Source organism: Streptomyces sp. Tek67B01 (assembly GCF_055231995.1).
Map to the genome: position 1 here is coordinate 5,798,486 of NZ_JBUYUY010000001.1, position 25,003 is coordinate 5,823,488.

Genomic DNA, 25,003 nt, shown 5'->3' on the forward strand with positions numbered 1-25,003 from the left:
CCGGGGCAGGCCCGGTCGGCCGCGCTGGTACGCGGGGCCCACGCGAGAGGGGCGACGCAATTGCAGCCGACAGTGCGGCGGGCCGCGGTGCTGGGTTCGCCCATCGAGCACTCCCTCTCACCTGTGCTGCACCGCGCCGCGTACCGGGAGCTCGGCCTCGCCGACTGGTCCTACGACCGGTTCGAGATCGACGAGGCGGCGCTGCCCGGCTTCATGGCCGACCTCGGGCCCGAATGGGCGGGGCTGTCCCTGACCATGCCGCTCAAGCGGGCCGTCATGCCGCTGCTCGACGGCGTCAGTGACACAGCGGCCTCCGTCGAGGCCGTCAACACCGTCGTCTTCACCGACGACGGCCGCCGCCTCGGCGACAACACCGACATCCCCGGCATCGTGGCCGCGCTGCACGAGCGCGGCGTCGACAAGGTCCCGGCCGCCGCGATCCTCGGCGCCGGCGCCACCGCCTCCTCGGCTCTGGCCGCGCTCGCGCGGATCTGCACCGGCGAGGTGACCGCGTACGTCCGCTCCCGCGCCCGGGCCGACGAGATGCGGCAGTGGGGCGAGCGGCTCGGCGTCGACGTCCGCACCGCCGACTGGTCACGCGCGGCCGAGGCGCTGGCCGCGCCGCTGGTCATCGCCACCACTCCGGCCGGGGCCACCGACGAGCTGGCCCCCGCCGTGCCGACCGCCCCCGGCACGCTGTTCGACGTCCTGTACGACCCCTGGCCCACGGCGCTGGCCGCCGCCTGGTCCGGCCGGGGCGGCGCGCTGGTCGGCGGCCTCGACCTGCTCGTCCACCAGGCGGTGCTCCAGGTCGAGCAGATGACCGGCCGCACCCCCGGCCCCCTCGCCGCCATGCGGGCCGCCGGCGAGCGCGCCCTCGCCGCGCGTTAGGTCCCACGGGAGGTCCTACGGCGGCTCGGTCGTCCGATAGCTGGACCGGAGCGTGGTCCACCGGCCCGGACGTGGGAGGATCGGCTACGGCGGGTCCGGGCCGCGTACCTCCCACAGCTAGCGTGGGGAGGTGCCCCCAGATCGCGCCGTGGCTGTACCAGGCGCGAGCATGAGGAGCATCGTTGAGCAGGTTGCGTTGGCTGACCGCAGGAGAGTCGCACGGACCGGCCCTGGTGGCGACGCTGGAGGGCCTTCCGGCAGGCGTCCCGGTCACCACCGAGCTGGTGGCCGACCACCTGGCCAGGCGCCGGCTCGGCTATGGCCGCGGTGCCCGGATGAAGTTCGAGCAGGACGAGATCACCTTCCTCGGCGGCGTCCGCCACGGGCTCTCCCTCGGGTCCCCGATCGCGGTCATGGTGGGCAACACCGAGTGGCCCAAGTGGGAGACGGTCATGTCGGCCGACCCCGTGGACCCCTCGCTGCTCAAGGACACCGGCCGTAACGCGCCGCTGACCCGCCCGCGCCCCGGCCACGCCGACCTCGCCGGCATGCAGAAGTACGGCTTCGACGAGGCGCGCCCGATCCTGGAGCGCGCCAGCGCCCGTGAGACGGCCGCCCGCGTGGCCCTCGGCGCGATCGCCCGGTCCTTCATCAAGGAGACCGCCGGCATCGAGATCGTCTCCCACGTGGTCGAACTCGCCTCCGCCAAGGCCCCGTACGGGGTGTACCCGACCCCCGCCGACGTCGAGAAGCTCGACGCCGACCCGGTGCGCTGCCTCGACGCCGACGCCTCGAAGGCGATGGTCGCCGAGATCGACCAGGCCCACAAGGACGGCGACACCCTCGGCGGCGTCGTGGAGGTGTTGGCGTACGGGGTCCCCGTCGGCCTCGGCTCCCACGTGCACTGGGACCGTCGCCTCGACGCGCGCCTCGCGGCCGCGCTCATGGGCATCCAGGCCATCAAGGGCGTCGAGGTCGGCGACGGCTTCGACCTGGCCCGCGTGCCCGGCTCCCAGGCCCACGACGAGATCGTCAGCACCCCCGAGGGCCTGAGGCGCACCACCGGCCGCTCCGGCGGCACCGAGGGCGGCCTGACCACCGGTGAGCTGCTGCGCGTCCGCGCCGCGATGAAGCCCATCGCGACCGTGCCGCGCGCCCTCGCCACCGTCGACGTCGCCACCGGCGAGGCCACCGTCGCCCACCACCAGCGCTCCGACGTCTGTGCCGTCCCGGCCGCGGGCATCGTCGCGGAGGCCATGGTCGCGCTGGTGCTCGCCGACGCCGTCGTGGAGAAGTTCGGCGGCGACTCCGTCCCCGAGACCCGGCGCAACGTCCGCGCGTACCTCGACAACCTGCAGATCCGGTGACCGGCGGACCCCTGATCGTCCTCGTCGGGCCCATGGGGTCCGGCAAGTCCACGGTGGGCGGACTCCTCGCCGAGCGGCTCGGCGTCCCCTACCGGGACACGGACGCCGACATCGTCGCGGCCCAGGGCCGCGAGATCGCCGACATCTTCGTCGACGAGGGCGAGCCGTACTTCCGTGACCTCGAGCGGCAGGCGGTCGCGGCCGCCGTCGCCGGGCACACCGGAGTGCTCGCCCTCGGCGGCGGGGCGATCCTCGACGCCGGCACCCGCGAGCTGCTCGCCGGCCTGCCCGTCGCCTACCTGTCGATGGACGTCGAGGAAGCGGTACGGCGCGTCGGCCTCGGCGCCGCGCGCCCGCTGCTCGCCGTCAACCCGCGCCGGCAGTGGCGCGAGCTGATGGACGCCCGCCGCCACCTGTACACCGAAGTCGCGCGCGTCGTGGTGACCACCGACGACCGCACCCCCGAAGAGGTCGCCCAAGCGGTCCTCGACGCTCTGGAGTTGAAGGACGTATGACAGACCAGGTGACGCGGATCAACGTCGGCGCGAGCGCCGGACACGACGCGTACGACGTGCTGGTCGGCCGGCAGCTGCTCGGCGAGCTCGGCACGCTGATCGGTACGAAGGCCCAGCGCGTGGCCGTGATCCACCCCGAGGCGCTGGCCTCGACGGGCGAGGCGCTGCGGGACGACCTGGCGGCGCAGGGCTACGAGGCCGTCGCCATCCAGGTGCCGAACGCCGAGGAGGCCAAGACCGTCGAGGTCGCGGCGTACTGCTGGAAGGCGCTCGGACAGTCCGGGTTCACCCGCACCGACGTCATCGTGGGCGTCGGCGGCGGGGCCACCACCGATCTCGCGGGCTTCGTCGCGGCGAGCTGGCTGCGCGGCGTGCGCTGGATCGCGGTCCCGACCACCGTGCTGGCCATGGTGGACGCGGCCGTCGGCGGCAAGACCGGCATCAACACCGCCGAGGGCAAGAACCTCGTCGGCGCCTTCCACCCGCCGGCCGGGGTGCTCTGCGACCTCGCGGCCCTGGACTCCCTGCCGGTCCACGACTACGTCAGCGGCCTCGCCGAGATCATCAAGGCCGGGTTCATCTCGGACCCGGAGATCCTCGACCTGATCGAGGCGGATCCCGAGGCCGCCCGCACGCCCGCCGGCCCGCACACCGCCGAGCTCATCGTGCGCTCGATCCGGGTCAAGGCGGACGTGGTCTCCAGCGACCTCAAGGAAGCCGGACTGCGGGAGATCCTCAACTACGGCCACACGCTCGCGCACGCCATCGAGAAGAACGAGCGCTACAAGTGGCGCCACGGCGCGGCGGTCTCCGTCGGCATGGTCTTCGCCGCCGAACTCGGCCGGCTCGCGGGCCGACTGGACGACGCGACCGCGGACCGGCACAAGGCGGTGCTCGCCTCCGTCGGGCTGCCGCTGACCTACCGGGGCGACCAGTGGCCCAAGCTGCTGGAGACCATGAAGCTCGACAAGAAGTCCCGAGGCGACATGCTGCGCTTCATCGTGCTCGACGGGCTGGCCAAGCCGACGGTCCTGGAGGGGCCGGACCCGGCGGTGCTGTTCGCCGCCTTCGGCGAGGTCGCCGCGTGAGCCGGCGCGTCCTGGTCCTCAACGGCCCGAACCTGGGCCGGCTCGGATCGCGGGAGCCCGACGTGTACGGGGCCACCTCGTACGCCGGGCTGGTGGAGAGCTGCCGGGCGCTGGGCGGGGAACTCGGCTTCGACGTCGAGGTCCGCGAGACCAACGACGAGGGCGAGCTGGTGCGCTGGTTGCACGAGGCGGCCGACGGCAAGGTCCCGGTCGTGATCAACCCGGGGGCGTTCACGCACTACTCGTACGCCATGCGGGACGCGGCCGCGCAGCGCACCGCCCCGCTGATCGAGGTGCACATCTCCAACCCGTACGCCCGCGAGCAGTTCCGTCACACGTCGGTCATCGCCTCGGTGGCCACGGGTACGGTGGCGGGCTTCGGCATCGGCTCGTACCGGCTGGCGCTGCGGGCGCTGGCGGAGGAAGTCGACGCCTGAGCCGCTGGTCCCGGCCGTCCCCGGCGCGCGTCACGACCGCGCGGGTGGCCGGGACGCGGCCCGCGGTCAGATAACGTTCTCGCATCAGTCGCCGGAAACGAGACGGAGTGGCAGCGGATGCAGCAAGGAGTGGGGGGCGGCGGCTGGGGGCAGTCCGGACAGCATCCGCAGACGCCCCCGCAGCCCCCGATACCCCCCGCGCGGGGCTGGCCGGGACCGGGGCAGCCGACGCCGCCCACGGGGCCCCCGGCGGCCGAGAGCGGATACGTTCCCCTGCCGCCCGCGCAGGCGCCGTCGCAGGAGGCCACCGGGCACATTCCGCTGCCGCCCGCCGTCGCCCCCGGCACCGGCGCGGCCACCCTCGCGGTGCTGCTGATCGGCCCGGCGGGCGCGGGCAAGACCACCGTGGCCCGGCACTGGGCCGCCGCCCGGCCGGTGCCGACCGCGCACGTCAGCCTGGACGACGTCCGCGAGTGGGTGTGCTCGGGCTTCGCGGACCCCCAGGCGGGCTGGAACGACCATTCCGAGGCCCAGTACCGCCTCGCCCGCCGCACCTGCGGCTTCGCCGCCCGTAACTTCCTGGCGAACGGCATCTCCTGCATCCTGGACGACGCCGTCTTCCCGGACCGGCCCGTGGTGGGGCTGGGCGGCTGGAAGCGGCACGTGGGCCCCGCCCTGCTGCCGGTGGTCCTCCTGCCCGGCCTGGAGGTCGTACTGGAGCGCAACGCGGCCCGTTCCGGGAACCGCCGGCTCTCCGACGAGGAGGTCGCCCGCATCCACGGGCGGATGGCCGGCTGGTACGGATCGGGCCTGCCGATCATCGACAACTCCCAGCTCGACGTCGAGGGCACGGCCCGCGCGCTCGATGAGACCCTGGCCCGCGTCATCGGCTCGCCCGCCTTCTGAGGCCCCGTACGGCGGCGCTCGTCAGGCCGGATCGGCGGTGCGCTCGTACGCTCGAATACATGTCAGACGTGTACGCGGCCCGTCGGGCCCTGCTTCGCGACCGCTGCGCCGCCGCGGGCAACGCCGCCGCGCTGATCACGCGTCCGGCGAACGTCCGCTACCTCACCGGGGCCTCCCCGCCGGGAGCCGTCCTGCTGGTCGGGCCGGCCGAGGACGCGCTGTTCTGCGGCGGCGCGCCGACCGGCGAGAACGACGAGGGCCGTCTCGACGAACAGCTTCGGGTCACCGTGCTGGGCGCCCCCGGCGGGGACCCCGCCGTGGCCGCCGCCGATCTGGCGGCCTCCGCACGGGCGGACTCCCTCGCGGTCGAGGAACACCACCTCACCGTCGGCCGGCACCGGGCCCTGCACTCCGTCGCCCCGAAGCTGCGCCTGGCGGACCTCGGACTCGCCGTGGAACAGCAGCGCCTCGTCAAGGACGAGGAGGAGATCGCCTGTCTGCGGATCGCCGCCGAGATCGCCGACCAGGCCCTCGGCGAGCTGCTGGAGTCGATCCTCGTCGGCCGCACCGAACGCCACCTCGCGCTGGAGCTGGAACGCAGACTGGTCGACCACGGGGCGGACGGCCCGGCCTTCCCGACCTCCGTCGGCACCGGCCCCCACTCCGGCCGCTCCCGGCACCGGCCCTCCGACCGCCGGGTAGAGGAGGGCGACTTCCTCTCCGTGTGCCTGGGCGCGAACTACCGGGGCTATCGCTGCGAGATCGGCCGTACGTTCGTGATCGGCACCACTCCGGCCGCATGGCAGATCGAGCTGTACGACCTCGTCTTCGCCGCCCAGAGGGCGGGCCGGGAGGCCCTCGTCCCGGGCGCCGCCCACCGCGACGTCGACCACGCGGCGCGCTCGGTGCTCGACTCCGCGGGGTACGGCGAGGCGCTGGCCGCGTCCACCGGACACGGCGTGGGACTCGAAATCGACGAGGACCCGCAGCTTGCACCTACGGCCATGGGTAAACTGGACGCTTGCGTGCCGGTCACCGTCGAACCGGGGGTTCACCTCCCGGGCCGGGGAGGTGTCCGGATCGATGACACGCTCGTCGTACGCCCCGAGGCGGACGGCGGTCCAGAGCTACTCACCATTACGACCAAGGAACTGCTCGCGCTGTAGCCCGCTCGGCCGGGCTGTGCGCGCACCCGTGGTCTTCCAGTGCAGGAGATTCCGCAACCGTGGCTTCCACGAACGACCTCAAGAACGGCATGGTGCTGAAGCTCGACGGGGGCCAGCTCTGGTCCGTCGTCGAGTTCCAGCACGTCAAGCCCGGCAAGGGCCCGGCCTTCGTGCGCACCAAGCTCAAGCACGTGCTTTCCGGCAAGGTCGTCGACAAGACCTTCAACGCCGGCACCAAGGTCGAGACGGCCACCATCGACCGCCGTGACATGCAGTTCTCGTACATGGACGGCGAGTACTTCGTCTTCATGGACATGGAGACCTACGACCAGCTGATGGTCGACCGCAAGGTCGTCGGCGACGCCGCCAACTTCCTCATCGAGGGCTTCACCGCCTCCGTGGCCCGCCACGAGGGCGAGGTGCTCTACGTCGAGCTCCCGGCCGCGGTCGAGCTGGTCATCCAGCACACCGACCCGGGCGTCCAGGGCGACCGCTCCACCGGTGGCACCAAGCCGGCGACGCTGGAGACGGGCCACGAGATCCAGGTCCCGCTCTTCGTCAGCACCGGCGAGAAGATCAAGGTCGACACCCGCACCAGCGACTACCTCGGCCGGGTGAACAGCTAACCGTGGCTGCCCGGAGCAACGCGCGAAAGCGCGCTTTCCAGATCCTCTTCGAGGCCGATCAGCGCGGTGTGCCCGTGCGCGAGGTCCTCGCGGACTGGATCCGCCACGCGCGGTCGGACGACCGGCAGCCGCCGGTCAACGCCTACACGATGGATCTTGTCGAGGGGTACGCCGACAAGGTGAACCGCATCGACGACCTGATCGTCACCTACGCCGTGGACTGGGACCTCGACCGCATGCCGGTCGTGGACCGGAACATCGTGCGTCTCGGCGCGTACGAGCTGATCTGGGTGGACGAGACCCCGGACGCCGTGGCGATCGACGAGGCCGTCCAGCTGGCCAAGGAGTTCTCCACGGACGAGTCGCCCTCGTTCGTGAACGGGCTGTTGGGCCGGTTCAAGGACCTCAAGCCGAGCCTGCGCCGCGAGTAGTCCGCGACGGACCGGCGAGAACGGAGGGCCCGCGGCGCATGACGCGCCGCGGGCCCTCCGTCGTGCGCGGCCCCTGCCGCCACGCGTCCCACGCGCCCCACACGAACGGCGGGTGCCGGACCCCTGGGGGTCCGGCACCCGCCGGGAACGTTTCTGCTGGGCTTGGGCCCGGGGGACTTATGTGTCCTGGTGGGACTAGACGTCCTCGTGGGCCACGGCGCGCCGGGCGTCCGCGTCCAGCACGCCCCAGCTGATGAGCTGCTCGGTCAGGACCGAGGGGGACTGGTCGTAGATGACGGCGAGGGTGCGCAGGTCGTCCTGGCGGATCGAGAGCACCTTGCCGTTGTAGTCGCCGCGCTGGCTCTGGATCGTCGCGGCGTAACGCTGGAGCGGGCCGGCCTTCTCGGCGGGCACGCCCGCGAGCCGCTCCAGGTCCAGGCGCAGCTTCGGCGGCGGCTCGGCCGCTCCGCCCGGCGTGGTGCCCGGAAGGAGTTCCTGCACCGGCACCCCGTAGAAGTCCGCCAGCTCGGCGAGGCGCTGGACGGTCACGGCGCGGTCCCCGCGCTCGTACGAACCGACCACCACGGCCTTCCACCGGCCCTGGGACTTCTCCTCGACACCATGGAGGGAAAGGCCCTGCTGGGTGCGGATGGCGCGGAGCTTGGCCCCGAGCTGTTTGGCGTATTCGCTGGACATAACGCTCCCGGACGCTGTGACGCTGTGACGACATGGACGGCATGACCACGAGCGGCTCCGCCGCGCGGCTGGTAACTCACTGTGAGGTTACGCAGCGTTACTTGGATGCGTCAAGCCGAATGCTCTTCAACCCCCACTTACGAGGGGTCCCGGCTCGCGCCCGGTGGACGGACCCGGGCCGTCTCCCTGCTACGGTGGAACGCGAACATCAGACGTCCTTTAAGGTCCGTCCCGTGAGGCGGAGAAGGAGGTCCTTTTCATGGACACCCAGCAGAGCTCCGATGTCATGCGTCCCGTGCTGGACGCCCAGGACATCGCGCGGGTACTGACCCGCATCGCCCACGAGATCGTCGAACGCGCCAAGGGCGCCGATGACGTGGTGCTCCTCGGCATCCCCACCCGCGGCGTGTACCTCGCCCGACGGTTGGCCGCCAAGCTGGAGGAGATCACCGGTACGAAGATCCCGGTCGGTTCCCTCGACATCACCATGTACCGCGACGACCTGCGGCTGAAGCCGGCCCGCGCGATCGGCCGCACCGAGATCCCCGGCGACGACATCGAGGGCCGCCTGGTCATCCTCGTCGACGACGTGCTCTTCTCCGGCCGCACCATCCGCGCCGCCCTGGACGCCCTCGGCGATCTCGGCCGCCCCCGCGCGGTCCAGCTCGCGGTCCTCGTCGACCGGGGCCACCGCGAACTGCCGATCCGCGCCGACTACGTCGGCAAGAACCTCCCCACGTCGTTGCGGGAGACCGTCAAGGTCCAGCTCCAGGAGGAGGACGGCCGCGACGCCGTACTGCTCGGCCAGCGGACCGACCGGGCAGCCGGGCAGCAGTAGCCCGAACCGGTCCGGGTCCCGCCACGGGTGCCCCGGCCGCAGCCTGCCCTGCCCGCGCCACCCGCCAGACAGCCCGCCTGCCTGCCCTCCCGCTACCTACGGAGCACCCAGATGAAGCGCCACCTCATCTCGGCCGCCGACCTCACCCGCGACGACGCCGTCCTCATCCTCGACACCGCCGAGGAGATGGCCCGTGTCGCGGACCGGCCGATCAAGAAGCTTCCCACCCTGCGCGGTCTCACGGTCGTGAACCTCTTCTTCGAGGACTCGACCCGCACCCGGATCTCCTTCGAGGCGGCCGCCAAGCGGCTGTCCGCGGACGTCATCAACTTCTCCGCCAAGGGCTCCTCGGTTTCCAAGGGCGAATCCCTGAAGGACACCGCCCTGACCCTGGAGGCGATGGGCGCGGACGCCGTCGTCATCCGCCACCACGCCTCCGGCGCCCCCTACCGCCTGGCCACCTCCGGCTGGATCGACTCGGCCGTGGTCAACGCCGGCGACGGCACCCACGAGCACCCCACCCAGGCCCTGCTCGACGCCTTCACCATGCGCCGCCGACTCGTCGGGCGCGACGCCGGCCTCGGCAAGGACCTGAACGGCCGCCGGATCACGATCGTCGGCGACGTCCTGCACAGCCGGGTCGCCCGCTCCAACGTCCAGCTCCTGCACACGCTGGGCGCGCAGGTCACCGTCGTCGCCCCGCCCACGCTGGTCCCGATCGGCGTCGAGAGCTGGCCGTGCGAGGTGTCCTACAACCTGGACGAGGTGCTGCCGAAGTCCGACGCGGTGATGATGCTCCGTGTGCAGCGCGAACGCATGAACGCCGCCTTCTTCCCGACCGAGCGCGAGTACTCCCGCCGGTACGGGCTCGACGGCGACCGCATGGCCAAGATGCCCGAGCACGCCATCGTGATGCACCCCGGCCCGATGAACCGCGGCATGGAGATCACCGCCGAGGTCGCCGACTCCGACCGCTGCACGGCCGTCGAGCAGGTCGCCAACGGCGTCTCCACCCGGATGGCCGTCCTGTACCTGCTGCTGGGCGGCTCCGAGCCCGCCGTCACCACCACCAGCACGCCCCGTGTCGACACGCCCCGTATCGAGGAGAGCAAGTAACCATGAGCAAGATCCTGATTCGCGGGGCGAAGGTACTCGGTGGCGAGGCGCAGGACGTCCTGATCGACGGCGAGACCATCGCGGAGGTCGGGCAGGACCTGTCCGCCGAAGGCGCGACCGTCATCGAGGCCGCCGGCCAGGTGCTCCTGCCGGGCCTGGTCGACCTGCACACCCACCTGCGCGAGCCCGGCCGCGAGGACTCCGAGACCGTCCTGACCGGCACCCGCGCCGCCGCCTCCGGCGGTTACACGGCCGTCTTCGCCATGGCGAACACCTTCCCGGTCGCCGACACCGCCGGTGTCGTCGAGCAGGTCTGGCGCCTGGGCAAGGAGTCCGGCTACTGCGACGTACAGCCCATCGGCGCCGTCACCGTCGGCCTGGAGGGCAAGCAGCTCGCGGAGCTCGGCGCGATGCACGACTCCGCCGCGCACGTCACCGTCTTCTCCGACGACGGCAAGTGCGTGGACGACGCGGTGATCATGCGGCGCGCCCTGGAGTACGTGAAGGCCTTCGGCGGCGTCGTCGCGCAGCACGCCCAGGAGCCCCGCCTCACCGAGGGCGCCCAGATGAACGAGGGCGTCGTCTCCGCCGAGCTGGGTCTGGGCGGCTGGCCGGCCGTCGCGGAGGAGTCGATCATCGCCCGTGACGTGCTCCTCGCCGAGCACGTCGGCTCCCGCGTGCACATCTGCCACCTGTCCACCGCCGGCTCCGTCGAGATCGTCCGCTGGGCCAAGTCCCGCGGCATCGACGTCACCGCCGAGGTCACCCCGCACCACCTGCTCCTCACCGACGAGCTGGTGCGCTCGTACAACGCCGTCTACAAGGTCAACCCGCCGCTGCGCACCGAGCGCGACGTGCTGGCCCTGCGCGAGGCGCTCGCCGACGGCACGATCGACATCGTCGCCACCGACCACGCCCCGCACCCGCACGAGGACAAGGACTGCGAGTGGGCCGCCGCCGCCATGGGCATGGTCGGCCTGGAGACCGCGCTCTCCGTCGTCCAGCAGACGATGGTGGAGACCGGTCTGCTCGACTGGGCGGGAGTGGCCCAGCGGATGTCCTTCGCCCCGGCGCGCATCGGCGGCCTGGAGAACCACGGCCGGCCCGTCTCGGCAGGTGAACCCGCGAACCTGACCTTGGTCGATACCTCGTACCGTGGAGTCGTGGACCCCGCACACTTCGCCTCCCGCAGCCGCAACACGCCTTACGAGGGCCGTGAGCTGCCGGGGCGCGTCACTCACACCTTCCTGCGGGGCCGGGCAACGGTCGTGGACGGGACGCTGGCGTGACACCTGCAGTAATCCAACTGGCCGCCGAGGCCGCCGAACGACACTCGGCGGAGGTGACGGACTGGGGCGCCCGCATCGCGTGGGTGATCGGTCTGCTCGTCTTCGTCGCGTTCGTCTACTGGCTGATGCGGCAGGGCTGGAAGTGGCGCGGCACCCTGCAGAGCGATCTGCCGGAGCTGCCCGCCGCCCCGGAGGGTCTGCCCGCCCACCGGCTGGCGCTGACCGGCCGGTACCACGGGTCGACCACCGCCGGACAGTGGCTCGACCGGATCGTCGCCCACGGCCTGGGGGTGCGCAGCCGGGTCGAGCTCACGCTCACCGACGCGGGCCTCGACGTGGTCCGTCCGGGTGCCACCGACTTCTTCGTACCGGCCGCGCGGCTGCGCGGCGCCCGCCTCGACAAGGGAATCGCGGGCAAGGTACTCACCGAGGGCGGTCTGCTCGTCGTCACTTGGGCGCACGGCGACAAACTGATCGACTCCGGATTCCGCTCCGACCGGGCGGCCGAACACGCCGCCTGGGTGGACGCCATCAACCTCATGAACCCAACCATCACGACGGAAGGCGCCGAACGATGACGACCTCCACCAGGGGAGCAGCCAAAGCTCCCGCCGTACTCGTCCTGGAGGACGGTCGGATCTTCCGCGGCCGTGCCTACGGCGCCGTGGGGGAGACCTTCGGCGAGGCCGTGTTCTCCACCGGCATGACCGGCTACCAGGAGACCCTCACCGACCCGTCGTACCACCGGCAGGTCGTCGTGATGACCGCCCCGCACGTGGGCAACACCGGCGTCAACGACGAGGACCCCGAGTCCGGGCGCATCTGGGTCTCCGGGTACGTCGTGCGCGATCCCGCCCGCGTCCCGTCCAACTGGCGCTCGCGCCGGTCGCTGGACGAGGAGCTCGTCGCGCAGGGCGTCGTCGGCATCAGCGGTGTCGACACCCGCGCCCTGACCCGCCACCTGCGCGAGCGCGGCGCCATGCGCGTCGGCATCTTCTCCGGCGAGGCGGTGATGGACGACGCCGTACTGCTGGCGAAGGTCCAGGACGCCCCACAGATGAAGGGCGCGAACCTCTCGGCCGAGGTCGCCACCAAGGAGGCCTACGTGGTCCCCGCCATCGGCGAGAAGAAGTTCACCGTGGCGGCCGTCGACCTCGGCATCAAGGGCATGACCCCGCAGCGGATGGCGGAGCGCGGCATCGAGGTGCACGTGCTGCCCGCCACCGCCACCGTCGAGGACGTGTACGCGGTCGAGCCGGACGGCGTGTTCTTCTCCAACGGCCCCGGCGACCCGGCCACCGCCGACCACGCGGTCTCCGTCATGCAGGGCGTCCTCGCCCGCAAGACGCCGCTCTTCGGCATCTGCTTCGGCAACCAGATCCTCGGCCGCGCCCTCGGCTTCGGCACCTACAAGCTGAAGTACGGCCACCGCGGGATCAACCAGCCCGTGCAGGACCGCACCACCGGCAAGGTCGAGATCACCGCGCACAACCACGGCTTCGCCGTCGACGCGCCCCTCGACAAGGTCTCCGAGACCCCCTTCGGCCGCGCCGAGGTCTCCCACGTCTGTCTCAACGACAACGTGGTGGAAGGGCTCCAGCTGCTCGACCAGCCGGCCTTCTCCGTCCAGTACCACCCCGAGGCGGCGGCAGGCCCGCACGATGCCGCGTACCTCTTCGACCGCTTCACGTCTTTGATGAACACCGTCCCGATGGAGGCCGAGCGTGCCTAAGCGCACCGATATCCAGTCCGTCCTGGTCATCGGCTCCGGCCCGATCGTCATCGGCCAGGCCGCCGAGTTCGACTACTCCGGCACCCAGGCCTGCCGCGTCCTGAAGGCCGAGGGCCTGCGGGTCATCCTGGTGAACTCCAACCCGGCCACGATCATGACCGACCCGGAGATCGCCGACGCCACCTACGTCGAGCCGATCACCCCCGAGTTCGTCGAGAAGATCATCGCCAAGGAGCGCCCCGACGCCCTCCTGCCCACCCTCGGCGGCCAGACCGCGCTCAACACGGCCATCTCCATGCACGAGCAGGGGGTGCTGGAGAAGTATGGCGTCGAGCTGATCGGCGCCAACGTCGAGGCCATCAACAAGGGCGAGGACCGCGAGCTCTTCAAGGGCGTCGTCGAGGCCGTCAAGGGCAAGATCGGCTACGGCGAGTCCGCCCGCTCGGTCATCTGCCACTCGATGGACGATGTCATCAAGGGCGTCGAGACGCTCGGCGGCTACCCCGTCGTCGTCCGCCCCTCCTTCACCATGGGCGGCGCCGGCTCCGGCTTCGCCCACGACGAGGACGAGCTGCGCCGCATCGCCGGCCAGGGCCTGACGCTCTCCCCGACCACCGAGGTGCTCCTGGAGGAGTCCATCCTCGGCTGGAAGGAGTACGAGCTGGAGCTGATGCGCGACACCAAGGACAACGTGGTCGTCGTCTGCTCCATCGAGAACTTCGACCCGATGGGCGTGCACACCGGCGACTCGATCACCGTCGCACCGGCGATGACGCTGACCGACCGCGAGTACCAGCGCCTGCGCGACATCGGCATCGCGATCATCCGCGAGGTCGGCGTCGACACCGGCGGCTGCAACATCCAGTTCGCGATCGACCCGGTCGACGGCCGCGTCATCGTCATCGAGATGAACCCGCGCGTCTCGCGCTCCTCGGCCCTCGCCTCGAAGGCCACCGGCTTCCCGATCGCCAAGATCGCCGCCAAGCTGGCCATCGGCTACACGCTCGACGAGGTCCCCAACGACATCACCGAGAAGACGCCGGCCTCCTTCGAGCCGACCCTCGACTACGTCGTCGTCAAGGCCCCGCGCTTCGCCTTCGAGAAGTTCCCGTTGGCCGACGCCACCCTCACCACCACCATGAAGTCGGTGGGCGAGGCCATGGCCATCGGCCGCAACTTCACCGAGGCCCTGCAGAAGGCCCTGCGCTCGCTGGAGAAGAAGGGCTCGCAGTTCACCTTCGTCGGCGATCCCGGCGACAAGGACGAGCTCCTCGCCACCGCCGTCCGCCCGACCGACGGCCGCATCAACACCGTCATGCAGGCCATCCGCGCCGGGGCCACCCAGGAGGAGGTCTTCGAGTCCACGAGGATCGACCCGTGGTTCGTCGACCAGCTCTTCCTCATCAAGGAGATCGCCGACGACCTGGCCGCCGCCGAGAAGCTCCACCCCGAGCTGCTCGCCGAAGCCAAGCGGCACGGCTTCTCCGACGCCCAGATCGCCGAGATCCGCGGCCTGCGCGAGGACGTCGTGCGCGAGGTCCGTCACGCGCTCGGAGTCCGCCCGGTCTACAAGACGGTCGACACCTGCGCCGCCGAGTTCGCCGCGAAGACCCCGTACTTCTACTCGTCCTACGACGAGGAGTCCGAGGTCGCGCCCCGCACCAAGCCCGCGGTGATCATCCTGGGCTCCGGTCCGAACCGCATCGGCCAGGGCATCGAGTTCGACTACTCCTGCGTCCACGCCTCCTTCGCGCTCAGCGACGCCGGCTACGAGACCGTGATGGTCAACTGCAACCCGGAGACCGTCTCCACGGACTACGACACCTCCGACCGCCTGTACTTCGAGCCGCTGACGCTGGAAGACGTGCTGGAGATCGTCCACGCGGAGTCGCTGGCCGGTCCGATCGCGGGTGTCGTCGTCCAGCTCGGCGGCCAGACCCCCCTCGGTCTCGCCCAGGCGCTCAAGGACAACGGCGTCCCCGTCGTCGGCACGTCCCCCGAGGCCATCCACGCCGCCGAGGACCGCGGCGCCTTCGGCCGGGTCCTCGCCGAGGCCGGTCTGCCCGCCCCCAAGCACGGCACCGCCACCACCTTCACGGGTGCCAAGGCCATCGCCGACGAAATCGGCTACCCGGTCCTGGTCCGTCCGTCGTACGTGCTCGGCGGCCGCGGCATGGAGATCGTCTACGACGAGACCCGGCTGGAGTCGTACATCGCCGAGTCCACCGAGATCTCGCCGACCCGCCCCGTGCTGGTCGACCGGTTCCTCGACGACGCCATCGAGATCGACGTCGACGCCCTCTACGACGGCACCGAGCTCTACCTCGGCGGCGTCATGGAGCACATCGAGGAAGCCGGCATCCACTCCGGCGACTCGGCCTGCGCCCTGCCCCCGATCACCCTCGGCGGCTACGACATCAAGCGCCTGCGCGCCTCCACCGAGGCCATCGCCAAGGGCGTCGGCGTCCGCGGCCTGATCAACATCCAGTTCGCGATGGCGGGTGACATCCTCTACGTCCTGGAGGCCAACCCCCGCGCGTCCCGCACCGTCCCCTTCACCTCGAAGGCGACCGCGGTCCCGCTCGCGAAGGCCGCCGCCCGCATCTCGCTCGGCTCCACCATCGCCGAGCTGCGCGCCGAGGGCATGCTCCCGAAGACCGGCGACGGCGGCACCCTGCCGCTGGACGCGCCGATCTCCGTCAAGGAGGCCGTCATGCCGTGGTCGCGCTTCCGCGACATCCACGGCCGCGGCGTCGACACCGTCCTCGGCCCGGAGATGCGCTCCACCGGCGAGGTCATGGGCATCGACACGGTCTTCGGCACGGCGTACGCCAAGTCGCAGGCCGGCGCCTACGGCCCGCTGCCCACCAAGGGCCGGGCGTTCATCTCCGTCGCCAACCGCGACAAGCGCTCGATGATCTTCCCGGCGCGCGAGCTGGTCGCCCACGGCTTCGAGCTGATGGCCACCTCCGGCACCGCGGAGGTGCTGCGCCGCAACGGGATCAACGCCACCGTCGTGCGCAAGCTCAGCGAGGGCGAGGGCCCGGACGGCGAGAAGACCGTCGTCCAGCTGATCCACGACGGCCAGGTCGACCTGATCGTCAACACCCCGTACGGCACGGGCGGCCGCCTCGACGGCTACGAGATCCGTACCGCTGCCGTGGCGCGCGGCGTCCCGTGCCTGACGACGGTCCAGGCGCTCGCCGCCGCCGTCCAGGGCATCGACGCGCTCAACCGCGGAGACGTCGGCGTCCGCTCCCTCCAGGAGCACGCCGAGCACCTGATCGCGGCCCGCGACTAGCAGCCCGTACGAGGAGGGGGACACCGGATTCGCGACAGCGACGGGTGTCCCCCTCTTCATGAGCGCAGAAGGACCACCACGTCGATGTACAAACTCTTCTTCGACCTCGTCTTCAAGCGGATGGACCCCGAGCGGGCCCACCACACCGCCTTCCGCTGGATCCGCCTCGCGGCCCGTACCCCGGTGCTGCGCACCTTCGTAGCGGCCGCCCTCGCCCCCCGGTACGAGGAACTGCGCACGGAGGCGCTCGGCCTGCGCATGCACGGCCCCTTCGGCCTCGCCGCCGGCTTCGACAAGAACGCCGTCGCCATCGACGGCATGTCGATGCTCGGCTTCGACCACGTCGAGATCGGCACGGTCACGGCCCAGCCGCAGCCGGGCAACCCCAAGAAGCGGCTCTTCCGCCTCGTCCCCGACCGCGCGCTGATCAACCGGATGGGCTTCAACAACGAGGGCTCGGCGGCCGTCGCCCGACGTCTGGCGGCGCGCGAGGAGGTCTTCCGGACCGTCGTCGGCGTCAACATCGGCAAGACGAAGGTCGTGCCCGAGGAAGAGGCGGTGGCGGACTACGTCGCCTCCACCGAGCGCCTGGCCCGCCACGCCGACTACCTGGTCGTCAACGTCTCCTCGCCCAACACCCCGGGCCTGCGCAACCTCCAGGCAACCGAGTCGCTGCGCCCGCTGCTGAGCGCCGTACGGGAGGCCGCCGACCGGGTCGTGACCGACCGCCGGGTCCCGCTGCTGGTCAAGATCGCGCCCGACCTCGCCGACGAGGACGTGGACGCCGTCGCCGACCTCGCCCTGGAGCTCGGCCTGGACGGCATCATCGCGACGAACACCACCATCGCCCGCGAGGGACTGGGGCTGAAGTCCGACCCCGCGCTGGTGAAGGAGACCGGCGGCCTGTCCGGCGCCCCGGTCAAGGCGCGCTCCCTGGAGGTCCTGCGCCGCCTGTACGCCCGTGTGGGGGACCGGCTGGTCCTGGTCGGCGTCGGGGGCATCGAGAACGCCGAGGACGCCTGGCAGCGCATTCTGGCGGGTGCCACGCTCATCCAGGGCTACAGCGCCTTCATCTATGAGGGCCCCGCCTACGCCCGCGCGATCCACAAGGGCCTGGCCCGGCGCCTGGCCGACAGCCCGTACGAGACGCTCGCCGACGCGGTGGGCGCCGAGACCCGGAAGGCCTCCCAGTGACCCCAGCGACCCCCGTCACCCCCTTCGGCGCCCGCCTGCGGGCGGCGATGGACTCCCGAGGCCCGCTGTGCGTCGGCATCGACCCGCACGCCGCCCTGCTGGAGTCCTGGGGCCTGGACGACGACATCGCCGGGCTGGAGACCTTCTCCCGCACGGTCGTGGAGGCCCTCGCGGACTCGGTCGCCGTCTTCAAGCCGCAGGCAGCCTTCTTCGAGCGGTTCGGCTCGCGCGGCATCGCGGTGCTGGAGCGGACCGTGGCCGACGCCCGGGCGGCCGGGACGCTGGTCGTCATGGACGCCAAGCGCGGGGACATCGGCTCGACGATGGCCGCCTACGCCGAGACGTTCCTCTCGCCGGGCTCGCCGCTGTTCTCCGACGCCCTGACGGTCTCCCCGTACCTCGGCTACGGCTCGCTCGCCCCGGCGGTGGACCTGGCCCGCCGCTCGGGCGCCGGGCTCTTCGTCCTGGCGCTCACCTCGAACCCCGAGGGTGCGGAGGTCCAGCGGGCGGTGCGCTCCGACGGCCGGTCGATCGGCGCGACGATGCTGGCCCACCTGGCGGCGGAGAACGCGGGGGCCGAGCCGATGGGCTCCTTCGGGGCCGTCGTCGGCGCGACCCTCGGCGACCTCTCCTCCTTCGACCTGGACATCAACGGCCCGCTCCTGGCGCCCGGCATCGGCGCGCAGGGCGCCACCGCCGCCGACCTCCCGGCGGTCTTCGGCGCGGCCGTCGCCAACGTCGTCCCGAACGTCTCGCGGGGCGTCCTGGGGCACGGCCCGGACCCCGCCGCCCTGCGAGCGGCGGCGGCCGGCTTCGCGGCCGAGATCCGCGCGGCGATCCCCTCCGCCTGAACGGGTGCGGTGAGCTGCGACGGACTCCGAGGAGGGAGTTCGTCGCACCGCTTGACGAAAACCGAACGTCCTCCACCGGACAAAACCAGGGTAGTTTGTCCGTGATGTACGTTTCAACGGAGGCTGACCAGGACTTTTCGTCCGTTCTCGCTGACTGGAGCGGCCCAGGCCGCTAGTCTCCGAGCAGAGTCAACGAACAACGGGGCAGTATCACCGCTGTTCGGGCGCTCGCCTGGTGTGGTGCCTCCTGGCTCCGTGCCGGTCCGTATCCGACAGTTCGACATCCGAGGTGACGTAGGCGTGGCTCTTCCGCCCCTTACCCCTGAACAGCGCGCAGCAGCGCTCGAAAAGGCCGCCGCGGCTCGCCGGGAGCGGGCCGAGGTGAAGAATCGACTCAAGCATTCCGGCGCCTCCCTCCACGACGTGATCAAGACGGGACAGGAGAACGACGTCATCGGCAAGATGAAGGTCTCCGCCCTTCTCGAGTCGCTGCCCGGCGTGGGCAAGGTCCGCGCCAAGCAGATCATGGAGCGCCTCGGCATCTCCGAATCCCGGCGTGTCCGAGGTCTCGGCTCCAACCAGATCGCCTCTCTGGAGCGTGAGTTCGGCGGTAGTGGCGCCTGAGGCGTCGCCCGAAGTTCTCCCGGCGTTCTCAGGCAGTCCCTGGAACCTGGATAATCGCTCTATGGCAGCAGAGGTTCGTCCGCGGCTGACCGTGCTCTCCGGCCCCTCAGGGGTCGGCAAGAGCACGGTCGTCGCGCATATGCGCAAGGTCCACCCCGAGGTATGGCTCTCGGTGTCGGCCACCACCCGCAAGCCGCGACCCGGTGAGCGACACGGTGTCCACTACTTCTTCGTCGGCGACGACGAGTTCGACAAGCTGATCGCCAACGGCGAGCTGCTGGAGTGGGCCGAGTTCGCGGGCAACCGCTACGGCACGCCGCGCGGTGCGGTACTGGAACGCCTGGAGAACGGCGAGCCGGTCCTGCTGGAGATCGACCTCCAGGGCGCACGGCTGGTCCGCCAGTCGATGCCGGAGGCCCAACTGGTCTTCCTCGCGCCGCCGAGCTGGGACGAGCTGGTCCGCCGCCTCACCGGCCGCGGTACCGAGTCGGCCGAGGTCATCGAGCGCCGCCTGGGCGCCGCCAAGATCGAACTTTCTGCCGAAACCGAGTTCGACACCACCCTGGTCAACACCTCCGTCGAGGACGTGGCGCGTGAGCTGCTAGCCTTGATGGACGTTGTCTGATCGTTGTTCGGTATTTGTCCGAACGACGCAAGATCTTTCACCCATCTTCGGAAGGTAGAGCGTGTCCTCTTCCATGACTGCGCCCGAGGGCATCATCAACCCGCCGATCGACGAGCTGCTCGAGGCCACGGACTCGAAGTACAGCCTCGTGATCTACGCGGCCAAGCGCGCGCGTCAGATCAACGCGTACTACTCGCAGCTCGGTGAGGGCCTGCTCGAGTACGTCGGCCCGCTGGTGGACACCCACGTCCACGAGAAGCCGCTTTCGATCGCGCTGCGCGAGATCAACGCGGGTCTGCTGACCTCCGAGGCCATCGAGGCCCCGGCCCAGTAAGGCACCAGGAATTCCTTTCACCACAGGCCCGGCAGAACATCTGCCGGGCCTGTGGTGTGTCATAGGTGCAGAGATGGTTCCTCGAAGGGGAGTGCGTGGTGGGTAAGCCGAAGGTCGTGCTGGGGGTCAGCGGCGGTATCGCCGCCTACAAGGCGTGCGAGCTGCTGCGCCGGCTGACCGAATCCGGCCACGACGTACGCGTGGTGCCGACGGCCGCGTCGCTGAACTTCGTCGGCGAGGCCACCTGGGCCGCGCTGTCCGGCAACCCGGCCTCCACCGAGGTCTGGGAGAGCGTCCACGACGTCCCCCACGTACGCATCGGACAGGGCGCCGACCTGGTCGTCGTCGCCCCGGCCACCGCCGACATGCTGGCCAAGGCCGCCCACGGACTGGCCGACGACCTGCTCACCAACACGCTGCTCACCGCCCGCTGCCCGGTGGTCTTCGCCCCCGCGATGCACACCGAGATGTGGGAGCACCCCGCCACCCGGGAGAACGTGGCCACGCTGCGCCGGCGCGGCGCCGTCGTCATCGAGCCCGCCGTAGGCCGGCTCACCGGCAAGGACACCGGCAAGGGACGGCTGCCCGACCCCGACGAGATCTTCGAGGTGTGCCGTCGGGTCCTCGCCCGGGGCGCCGGTGAGCAGGACCTGGCCGGGCGGCACGTGGTGATCAGCGCCGGGGGCACCCGGGAACCGCTGGACCCGGTCCGCTTCCTCGGCAACCGTTCCTCGGGCAAGCAGGGCTACGCGCTCGCCCGCACCGCCGTCGCGCGCGGCGCCCGGGTCACGCTCGTCGCGGCCAACACGGCGCAGGCCGACCCCGCCGGCGCGGACGTCGTACGGGTCGGGACGGCCCTCCAGCTCCGGGAGGCGGTGCTCAAGGCGGCCGCCGACGCCGACGCCGTGGTGATGGCCGCGGCCGTGGCCGACTTCCGGCCCGCCCGATACGCCGGGGGCAAGATCAAGAAGCAGGACGGGCAGGACCCCGAGCCGGTGGCGCTCGTCCGCAACCCCGACGTACTGGCGGAGATCTCCGCCGAGCGTGCCCGCGAGGGCCAGGTGGTTGTCGGTTTCGCCGCCGAGACCGACGACGTCCTCGCCAACGGAAGGGCCAAGCTCCGGCGCAAGGGATGTGACCTGCTCGTCATCAACGAGGTGGGCGAGTCGAAGACCTTCGGTTCGGAGGACAACGAAGCCGTCATCCTTTCCTCCGATGGCACGGAGACTGCCGTTCCGCGTGGACCGAAGGAAGACCTGGCCGACGCGATTTGGGACCAGGTGGCTCCGCGCCTGACGCCCCGACGCGCCTGAGCGGATCGCCTTCCCGACGGCGAGTCCGTACGCCAGAATGTAGTGCCGCAGGTCACACGGCTCCCACAAGGCGAGACGGGTGGTCCGGCAAACGGTGGCGACCGATAAACTGCACTTGGAACGCGACCGGGAGCAGCCCCCGGTAAGGTTCCGCCAAATGATCAGCCAGCAGCCGCTGCAACCCCAGGGAGCGTTGTGTCCCGTCGCCTGTTTACCTCGGAGTCCGTGACCGAGGGTCACCCCGACAAGATCGCTGACCAGATCAGCGACACGATCCTCGACGCGCTCCTCACCGAGGACCCGACCTCGCGTGTGGCCGTGGAGACGCTGATCACCACCGGTCTCGTGCACATCGCGGGCGAGGTGACGACGAAGGCGTACGCGCCGATCGCGCAGCTCGTCCGCGACAAGATCCTGGAGATCGGCTACGACTCCTCGAAGAAGGGCTTCGACGGCGCTTCCTGTGGCGTTTCGGTGTCCATCGGCGCGCAGTCGCCCGACATCGCCCAGGGTGTCGACACCGCCTACGAGCAGCGCGTCGAAGGCGACGAGGACGAGCTGGACAAGCAGGGCGCCGGCGACCAGGGCCTGATGTTCGGCTACGCCTGCGACGAGACGCCCGAGCTGATGCCGCTCCCGATCCACATCGCGCACCGGCTCTCCCGCCGGCTGTCCGAGGTCCGCAAGAACGGGACCATCCCGTACCTGCGCCCCGACGGCAAGACGCAGGTCACCATCGAGTACGACGGCGACAAGGCCGTCCGCCTCGACACGGTCGTCGTGTCCTCGCAGCACGCCGCCGACATCGACCTGGACTCGCTCCTCGCCCCGGACATCCGCGAGTTCGTCGTCGAGCACGTGCTCGCGCAGCTCATCGAGGACGGGATCAAGCTCGACACCGAGGGCTACCGGCTGTTGGTGAACCCGACCGGTCGTTTCGAGATCGGTGGTCCGATGGGTGACGCGGGCCTGACCGGCCGCAAGATCATCATCGACACGTACGGGGGCATGGCCCGCCACGGTGGTGGCGCGTTCTCCGGCAAGGACCCGTCCAAGGTGGACCGTTCCGCCGCGTACGCGATGCGTTGGGTCGCGAAGAACGTGGTGGCCGCGGGTCTCGCCTCGCGCTGCGAGGTGCAGGTCGCGTACGCGATCGGCAAGGCCGAGCCCGTGGGCCTGTTCGTGGAGACCTTCGGCACCGCCAAGGTCGACACCGCGAAGATCGAGGAGGCCATCGGCCGGGTCTTCGACCTGCGCCCGGCCGCGATCATCCGCGACCTGGACCTGCTGCGGCCCATCTACGCGCAGACCGCCGCCTACGGCCACTTCGGTCGCGAGCTGCCGGACTTCACCTGGGAGCGCACCGACCGCGTCGACGCCCTGCGCACCGCCGCCGGCCTGTAGACACGTTCTCCCCGTGAGGCCCCGGACCGAGAGGTTCCGGGGCCTCACGCATGTCCGGGTGTCGGTGGCGTTTGGTAAGAATGCGGGTGTGAGCAGCGCGAACGAGTCGGATCAGCGGGGCGGGGAGCGGGATCCCGGCGGCCCGCCGGAGCAGCTCGCGCTCATCCGGGACATCGTGGCCGAGGCGAAGGCCAAAGCCCCCAAGGCCAAGCCGCGCACCTGGCGCGGGGCGGCACTCGCCGAGGAACTGCCGGTCGCCCGCGTCCTGGTCAACAAGGGAGTGCTCCACCTCGACCAGCTGTGGGACTACGCGGTGCCCGCCGAGCTGGCCGAGGCCGCGCGGCCCGGCGTGCGGGTCCGGGTGCGCTTCGGGGCGGGCTCCCACCAGGTGCACGGCGGACGCCGCGAGGGCGGCGGCCTGATCGACGGCTTCATCGTCGAGCGGCGCGCCGAGTCCGACTACCACGGGGCCTTGGCCGCGATCGCCCAGGTCGTCTCCTCCGAGGTCGTCCTCACCCCCGCCCTGCTCGCACTCGCACGGGCCGTCGCCGACCGGTACGCGGGCAGCCTGGCCGATGTCCTCCAGCTCGCCCTGCCCCCGCGCAGCGCCCGCGCCGAGGCGAAGCCGTCGCCGGAGCCGCTGCCGCCGCCACCGGCGCCCGAACCCGGCGGCTGGGAGCGGTACGGGGCCGGCCCGGCCTTCCTGCGGGCCCTGGCCGGCGGAGGCGACCCCCGCGCCGTGTGGACGGCCCTGCCCGGCCCCGGCTGGGCGGACGAGCTCGCCCGGGCCATGGCCGCCACCCTCGCCTCCGGCCGGGGCGCCCTCGCCGTCCTGCCCGACGGGCGGACCGCCGCCCGGGTGGACGCGGCGCTCACCGCCCTGCTCGGCGAAGGCCGGCACGCGCTGCTGACCGCCGAATCCGGACCGGAGAAACGCTACCGCCAGTGGCTCGCCGTCAGCCGGGGCTCGGTGCGGGCCGTCGTCGGCACCCGCGCCGCCATGTTCGCGCCCGTGCGCGACCTCGGACTGGTCGCCGTCTGGGACGACGGGGACTCCAGCCACAGCGACGACCACGCGCCGTTCCCGCACGTCCGCGAGGTACTGGAGCTGCGCGCGGTGAACGACGGCTGCGCCTTCCTGGCCGGCGGCACGAGCTGCACCGTCGAGGCCGCCCAACTGGTCGAGTCCGGCTGGGCACGGCCCCTGGTCGCCGACCGCGAGACGGTACGGGCCTGCGCGCCCCGGATCAGGACCGTCGGGGACGAACTGCTGGCCCGGGACGAGGCCGCCCGCGCCGCGCGGCTGCCGAGCCTGGCCTGGGAGACGGTGCGCGAGGGACTCAAGAGCGGGCCCGTCCTGGTGCAGGTGCCCCGGCGGGGGTACGTGCCCCGGCTGGCCTGCGAACGCTGTCGGACCCCGGCCCGCTGCCGGGTCTGCGCGGGGCCCCTGGAGGCCCCCGACGAGCGGGACCTGCGGTGCGGGTGGTGCGGGCGCGGCGAGCCGTCCTGGCACTGCGAGGAATGCGGGTCGTTCCGGCTGCGGGCCCGGGTGGTCGGTGCCGGGCGCACCGCCGAGGAGCTGGGACGCGCGTTCCCGGCCGTACCCGTGCGAACCTCCGGGCGCGATCACGTGCTGGACGAGGTGCCGGACCGGCCCGCGCTGGTGGTGTGCACCCCCGGCGCGGAGCCCGTCGCCTCCGGCGCCGGGTACGCGGCGGCTCTGCTGCTGGACGGCTGGGCCATGCTCGGCCGGCCCGACCTGCGGGCCGGGGAGGAGGCGCTGCGGCGCTGGATCGGCGCCGCAGCGCTGGTCCGCGGGGAGGGACAGGTGGTGATCGTCGCCGAGCCGACGCTGCGGCCGGTGCAGGCGCTGGTGCGCTGGGACCCGGTGGGGCACGCCGTGCGCGAGCTCGCGGAGCGCGCCCAGCTCGGCTTCCCGCCGGTGTCCCGGATGGCCGCGGTGGCCGGGCGGCCCGAGGCGCTGGAGGCGTTCCTCACCGCCGCGGAACTGCCGCCCGACGCGGAGGTCCTGGGCCCGGTGCCGCTGCCCGGCCGGCGCGGTGCGCCGTCGCCGGGGGAGCGGGCCTTGATCAGGGTCCGGCCCGGCAGCGGGGCGGAGCTGGCGAGGGCCCTGAAGAAGGCGCAGGCCGCCCGCCTGGCGCGCGGGGTGACGCCCGCGGAGGCGGTCCGGATCAGGATCGACCCGCCGGACATCGGCTGAAGGAGCCGCCGCGGGAGTCGCGGCTCCCGGACGGAGAC

24 protein-coding genes are annotated in these 25,003 nt (G+C 71.7%); 23 read left to right on the forward strand and 1 reads right to left on the reverse strand.

The features are described 5' to 3' along the window. Positions 1-60 precede the first annotated feature (60 nt). The 9 genes from ACV7NM_RS26100 (at position 61) to nusB (ending at position 7,427) form a co-directional block, all read left to right on the forward strand. Complete coding sequence (locus ACV7NM_RS26100; RefSeq protein WP_463412560.1) at positions 61-891, forward strand: shikimate dehydrogenase; 831 nt, start codon at positions 61-63, stop codon at positions 889-891. Positions 892-1,073: 182 nt separating this feature from the next. Further along, entirely contained in the window at positions 1,074-2,258 is a 1,185-nt protein-coding gene (gene aroC / locus ACV7NM_RS26105; RefSeq protein WP_463412561.1) for a chorismate synthase, read from the forward strand. Beyond that, on the forward strand, positions 2,255-2,773 hold the full coding sequence (locus ACV7NM_RS26110) for a shikimate kinase (protein ID WP_463412562.1): 519 nt from the start codon (positions 2,255-2,257) through the stop codon (positions 2,771-2,773). Before aroC ends, ACV7NM_RS26110 begins: the two co-directional genes overlap by 4 nt. Continuing rightward, complete coding sequence (gene aroB / locus ACV7NM_RS26115; protein WP_463412563.1) at positions 2,770-3,861, forward strand: 3-dehydroquinate synthase; 1,092 nt, start codon at positions 2,770-2,772, stop codon at positions 3,859-3,861. Before ACV7NM_RS26110 ends, aroB begins: the two co-directional genes overlap by 4 nt. Further along, a complete protein-coding gene (gene aroQ, locus ACV7NM_RS26120; RefSeq protein ID WP_463412564.1) occupies positions 3,858-4,298 on the forward strand; it encodes a type II 3-dehydroquinate dehydratase in 441 nt (146 codons plus the stop codon). Before aroB ends, aroQ begins: the two co-directional genes overlap by 4 nt. Positions 4,299-4,415: 117 nt before the next feature. Continuing rightward, complete coding sequence (locus tag ACV7NM_RS26125; protein WP_463412565.1) at positions 4,416-5,204, forward strand: AAA family ATPase; 789 nt, start codon at positions 4,416-4,418, stop codon at positions 5,202-5,204. Between the two features lie 59 nt (positions 5,205-5,263). After that, entirely contained in the window at positions 5,264-6,370 is a 1,107-nt protein-coding gene (locus ACV7NM_RS26130; protein WP_463412566.1) for an aminopeptidase P family protein, read from the forward strand. A gap of 59 nt (positions 6,371-6,429) precedes the next feature. After that, the gene (gene efp / locus ACV7NM_RS26135; RefSeq protein ID WP_351375249.1) at positions 6,430-6,996 is read left to right on the forward strand and encodes an elongation factor P; all 567 of its coding nucleotides are present in this window, start codon (positions 6,430-6,432) and stop codon (positions 6,994-6,996) included. A gap of 2 nt (positions 6,997-6,998) precedes the next feature. After that, entirely contained in the window at positions 6,999-7,427 is a 429-nt protein-coding gene (nusB, locus tag ACV7NM_RS26140; RefSeq protein WP_136210902.1) for a transcription antitermination factor NusB, read from the forward strand. Positions 7,428-7,622: 195 nt separating this feature from the next. Here the strand turns inward: nusB and bldD are convergent, their stop codons facing one another. Continuing rightward, the gene (bldD, locus tag ACV7NM_RS26145; protein ID WP_030026184.1) at positions 7,623-8,123 is read right to left on the reverse strand and encodes a transcriptional regulator BldD; all 501 of its coding nucleotides are present in this window, start codon (positions 8,121-8,123) and stop codon (positions 7,623-7,625) included. Between the two features lie 259 nt (positions 8,124-8,382). Between bldD and pyrR the strand changes: the two genes are divergently transcribed. The 14 genes from pyrR (at position 8,383) to ACV7NM_RS26215 (ending at position 24,965) form a co-directional block, all read left to right on the forward strand. After that, positions 8,383-8,961: a bifunctional pyr operon transcriptional regulator/uracil phosphoribosyltransferase PyrR gene (gene pyrR, locus ACV7NM_RS26150; protein WP_361315829.1), complete on the forward strand. Its 579-nt coding sequence runs from the start codon at positions 8,383-8,385 to the stop codon at positions 8,959-8,961. Between the two features lie 111 nt (positions 8,962-9,072). Further along, positions 9,073-10,077, forward strand: coding sequence for an aspartate carbamoyltransferase catalytic subunit (locus ACV7NM_RS26155; RefSeq protein WP_463412567.1), 1,005 nt, complete (start codon positions 9,073-9,075; stop codon positions 10,075-10,077). Positions 10,078-10,079: 2 nt separating this feature from the next. After that, complete coding sequence (locus tag ACV7NM_RS26160; protein ID WP_463412568.1) at positions 10,080-11,366, forward strand: dihydroorotase; 1,287 nt, start codon at positions 10,080-10,082, stop codon at positions 11,364-11,366. Next, positions 11,363-11,944, forward strand: a complete 582-nt coding sequence (locus ACV7NM_RS26165; RefSeq protein WP_463412569.1) for a PH-like domain-containing protein — start codon at positions 11,363-11,365, stop codon at positions 11,942-11,944. The genes ACV7NM_RS26160 and ACV7NM_RS26165 overlap by 4 nt, the downstream gene beginning before the upstream one ends. After that, on the forward strand, positions 11,941-13,098 hold the full coding sequence (gene carA, locus ACV7NM_RS26170) for a glutamine-hydrolyzing carbamoyl-phosphate synthase small subunit (RefSeq protein ID WP_463412570.1): 1,158 nt from the start codon (positions 11,941-11,943) through the stop codon (positions 13,096-13,098). The genes ACV7NM_RS26165 and carA overlap by 4 nt, the downstream gene beginning before the upstream one ends. Continuing rightward, a complete protein-coding gene (carB, locus tag ACV7NM_RS26175; protein ID WP_463412571.1) occupies positions 13,091-16,399 on the forward strand; it encodes a carbamoyl-phosphate synthase large subunit in 3,309 nt (1,102 codons plus the stop codon). Before carA ends, carB begins: the two co-directional genes overlap by 8 nt. An 84-nt stretch (positions 16,400-16,483) precedes the next feature. Continuing rightward, entirely contained in the window at positions 16,484-17,593 is a 1,110-nt protein-coding gene (locus ACV7NM_RS26180) for a quinone-dependent dihydroorotate dehydrogenase (protein ID WP_463412572.1), read from the forward strand. Further along, the gene (gene pyrF, locus ACV7NM_RS26185; protein WP_463412573.1) at positions 17,590-18,444 is read left to right on the forward strand and encodes an orotidine-5'-phosphate decarboxylase; all 855 of its coding nucleotides are present in this window, start codon (positions 17,590-17,592) and stop codon (positions 18,442-18,444) included. The genes ACV7NM_RS26180 and pyrF overlap by 4 nt, the downstream gene beginning before the upstream one ends. Positions 18,445-18,744: 300 nt before the next feature. Continuing rightward, a complete protein-coding gene (locus tag ACV7NM_RS26190) occupies positions 18,745-19,068 on the forward strand; it encodes an integration host factor (RefSeq protein ID WP_030234009.1) in 324 nt (107 codons plus the stop codon). Between the two features lie 61 nt (positions 19,069-19,129). Next, on the forward strand, positions 19,130-19,693 hold the full coding sequence (gene gmk / locus ACV7NM_RS26195; protein WP_463412574.1) for a guanylate kinase: 564 nt from the start codon (positions 19,130-19,132) through the stop codon (positions 19,691-19,693). 61 nt (positions 19,694-19,754) lie between these two features. After that, positions 19,755-20,027 (forward strand): DNA-directed RNA polymerase subunit omega, encoded by a 273-nt coding sequence (rpoZ, locus tag ACV7NM_RS26200; protein WP_030879741.1) that lies wholly within the window; start codon positions 19,755-19,757, stop codon positions 20,025-20,027. 98 nt (positions 20,028-20,125) lie between these two features. Next, positions 20,126-21,340 carry a bifunctional phosphopantothenoylcysteine decarboxylase/phosphopantothenate--cysteine ligase CoaBC gene (gene coaBC, locus ACV7NM_RS26205; RefSeq protein WP_463412575.1) on the forward strand — a complete coding sequence of 405 codons (1,215 nt, stop codon included), beginning with the start codon at positions 20,126-20,128 and terminating at the stop codon, positions 21,338-21,340. 195 nt (positions 21,341-21,535) lie between these two features. Further along, positions 21,536-22,744: a methionine adenosyltransferase gene (gene metK / locus ACV7NM_RS26210; RefSeq protein WP_463412576.1), complete on the forward strand. Its 1,209-nt coding sequence runs from the start codon at positions 21,536-21,538 to the stop codon at positions 22,742-22,744. A gap of 88 nt (positions 22,745-22,832) precedes the next feature. Next, positions 22,833-24,965, forward strand: a complete 2,133-nt coding sequence (locus ACV7NM_RS26215) for a primosomal protein N' (protein WP_463412577.1) — start codon at positions 22,833-22,835, stop codon at positions 24,963-24,965. Positions 24,966-25,003: the final 38 nt, after the last annotated feature.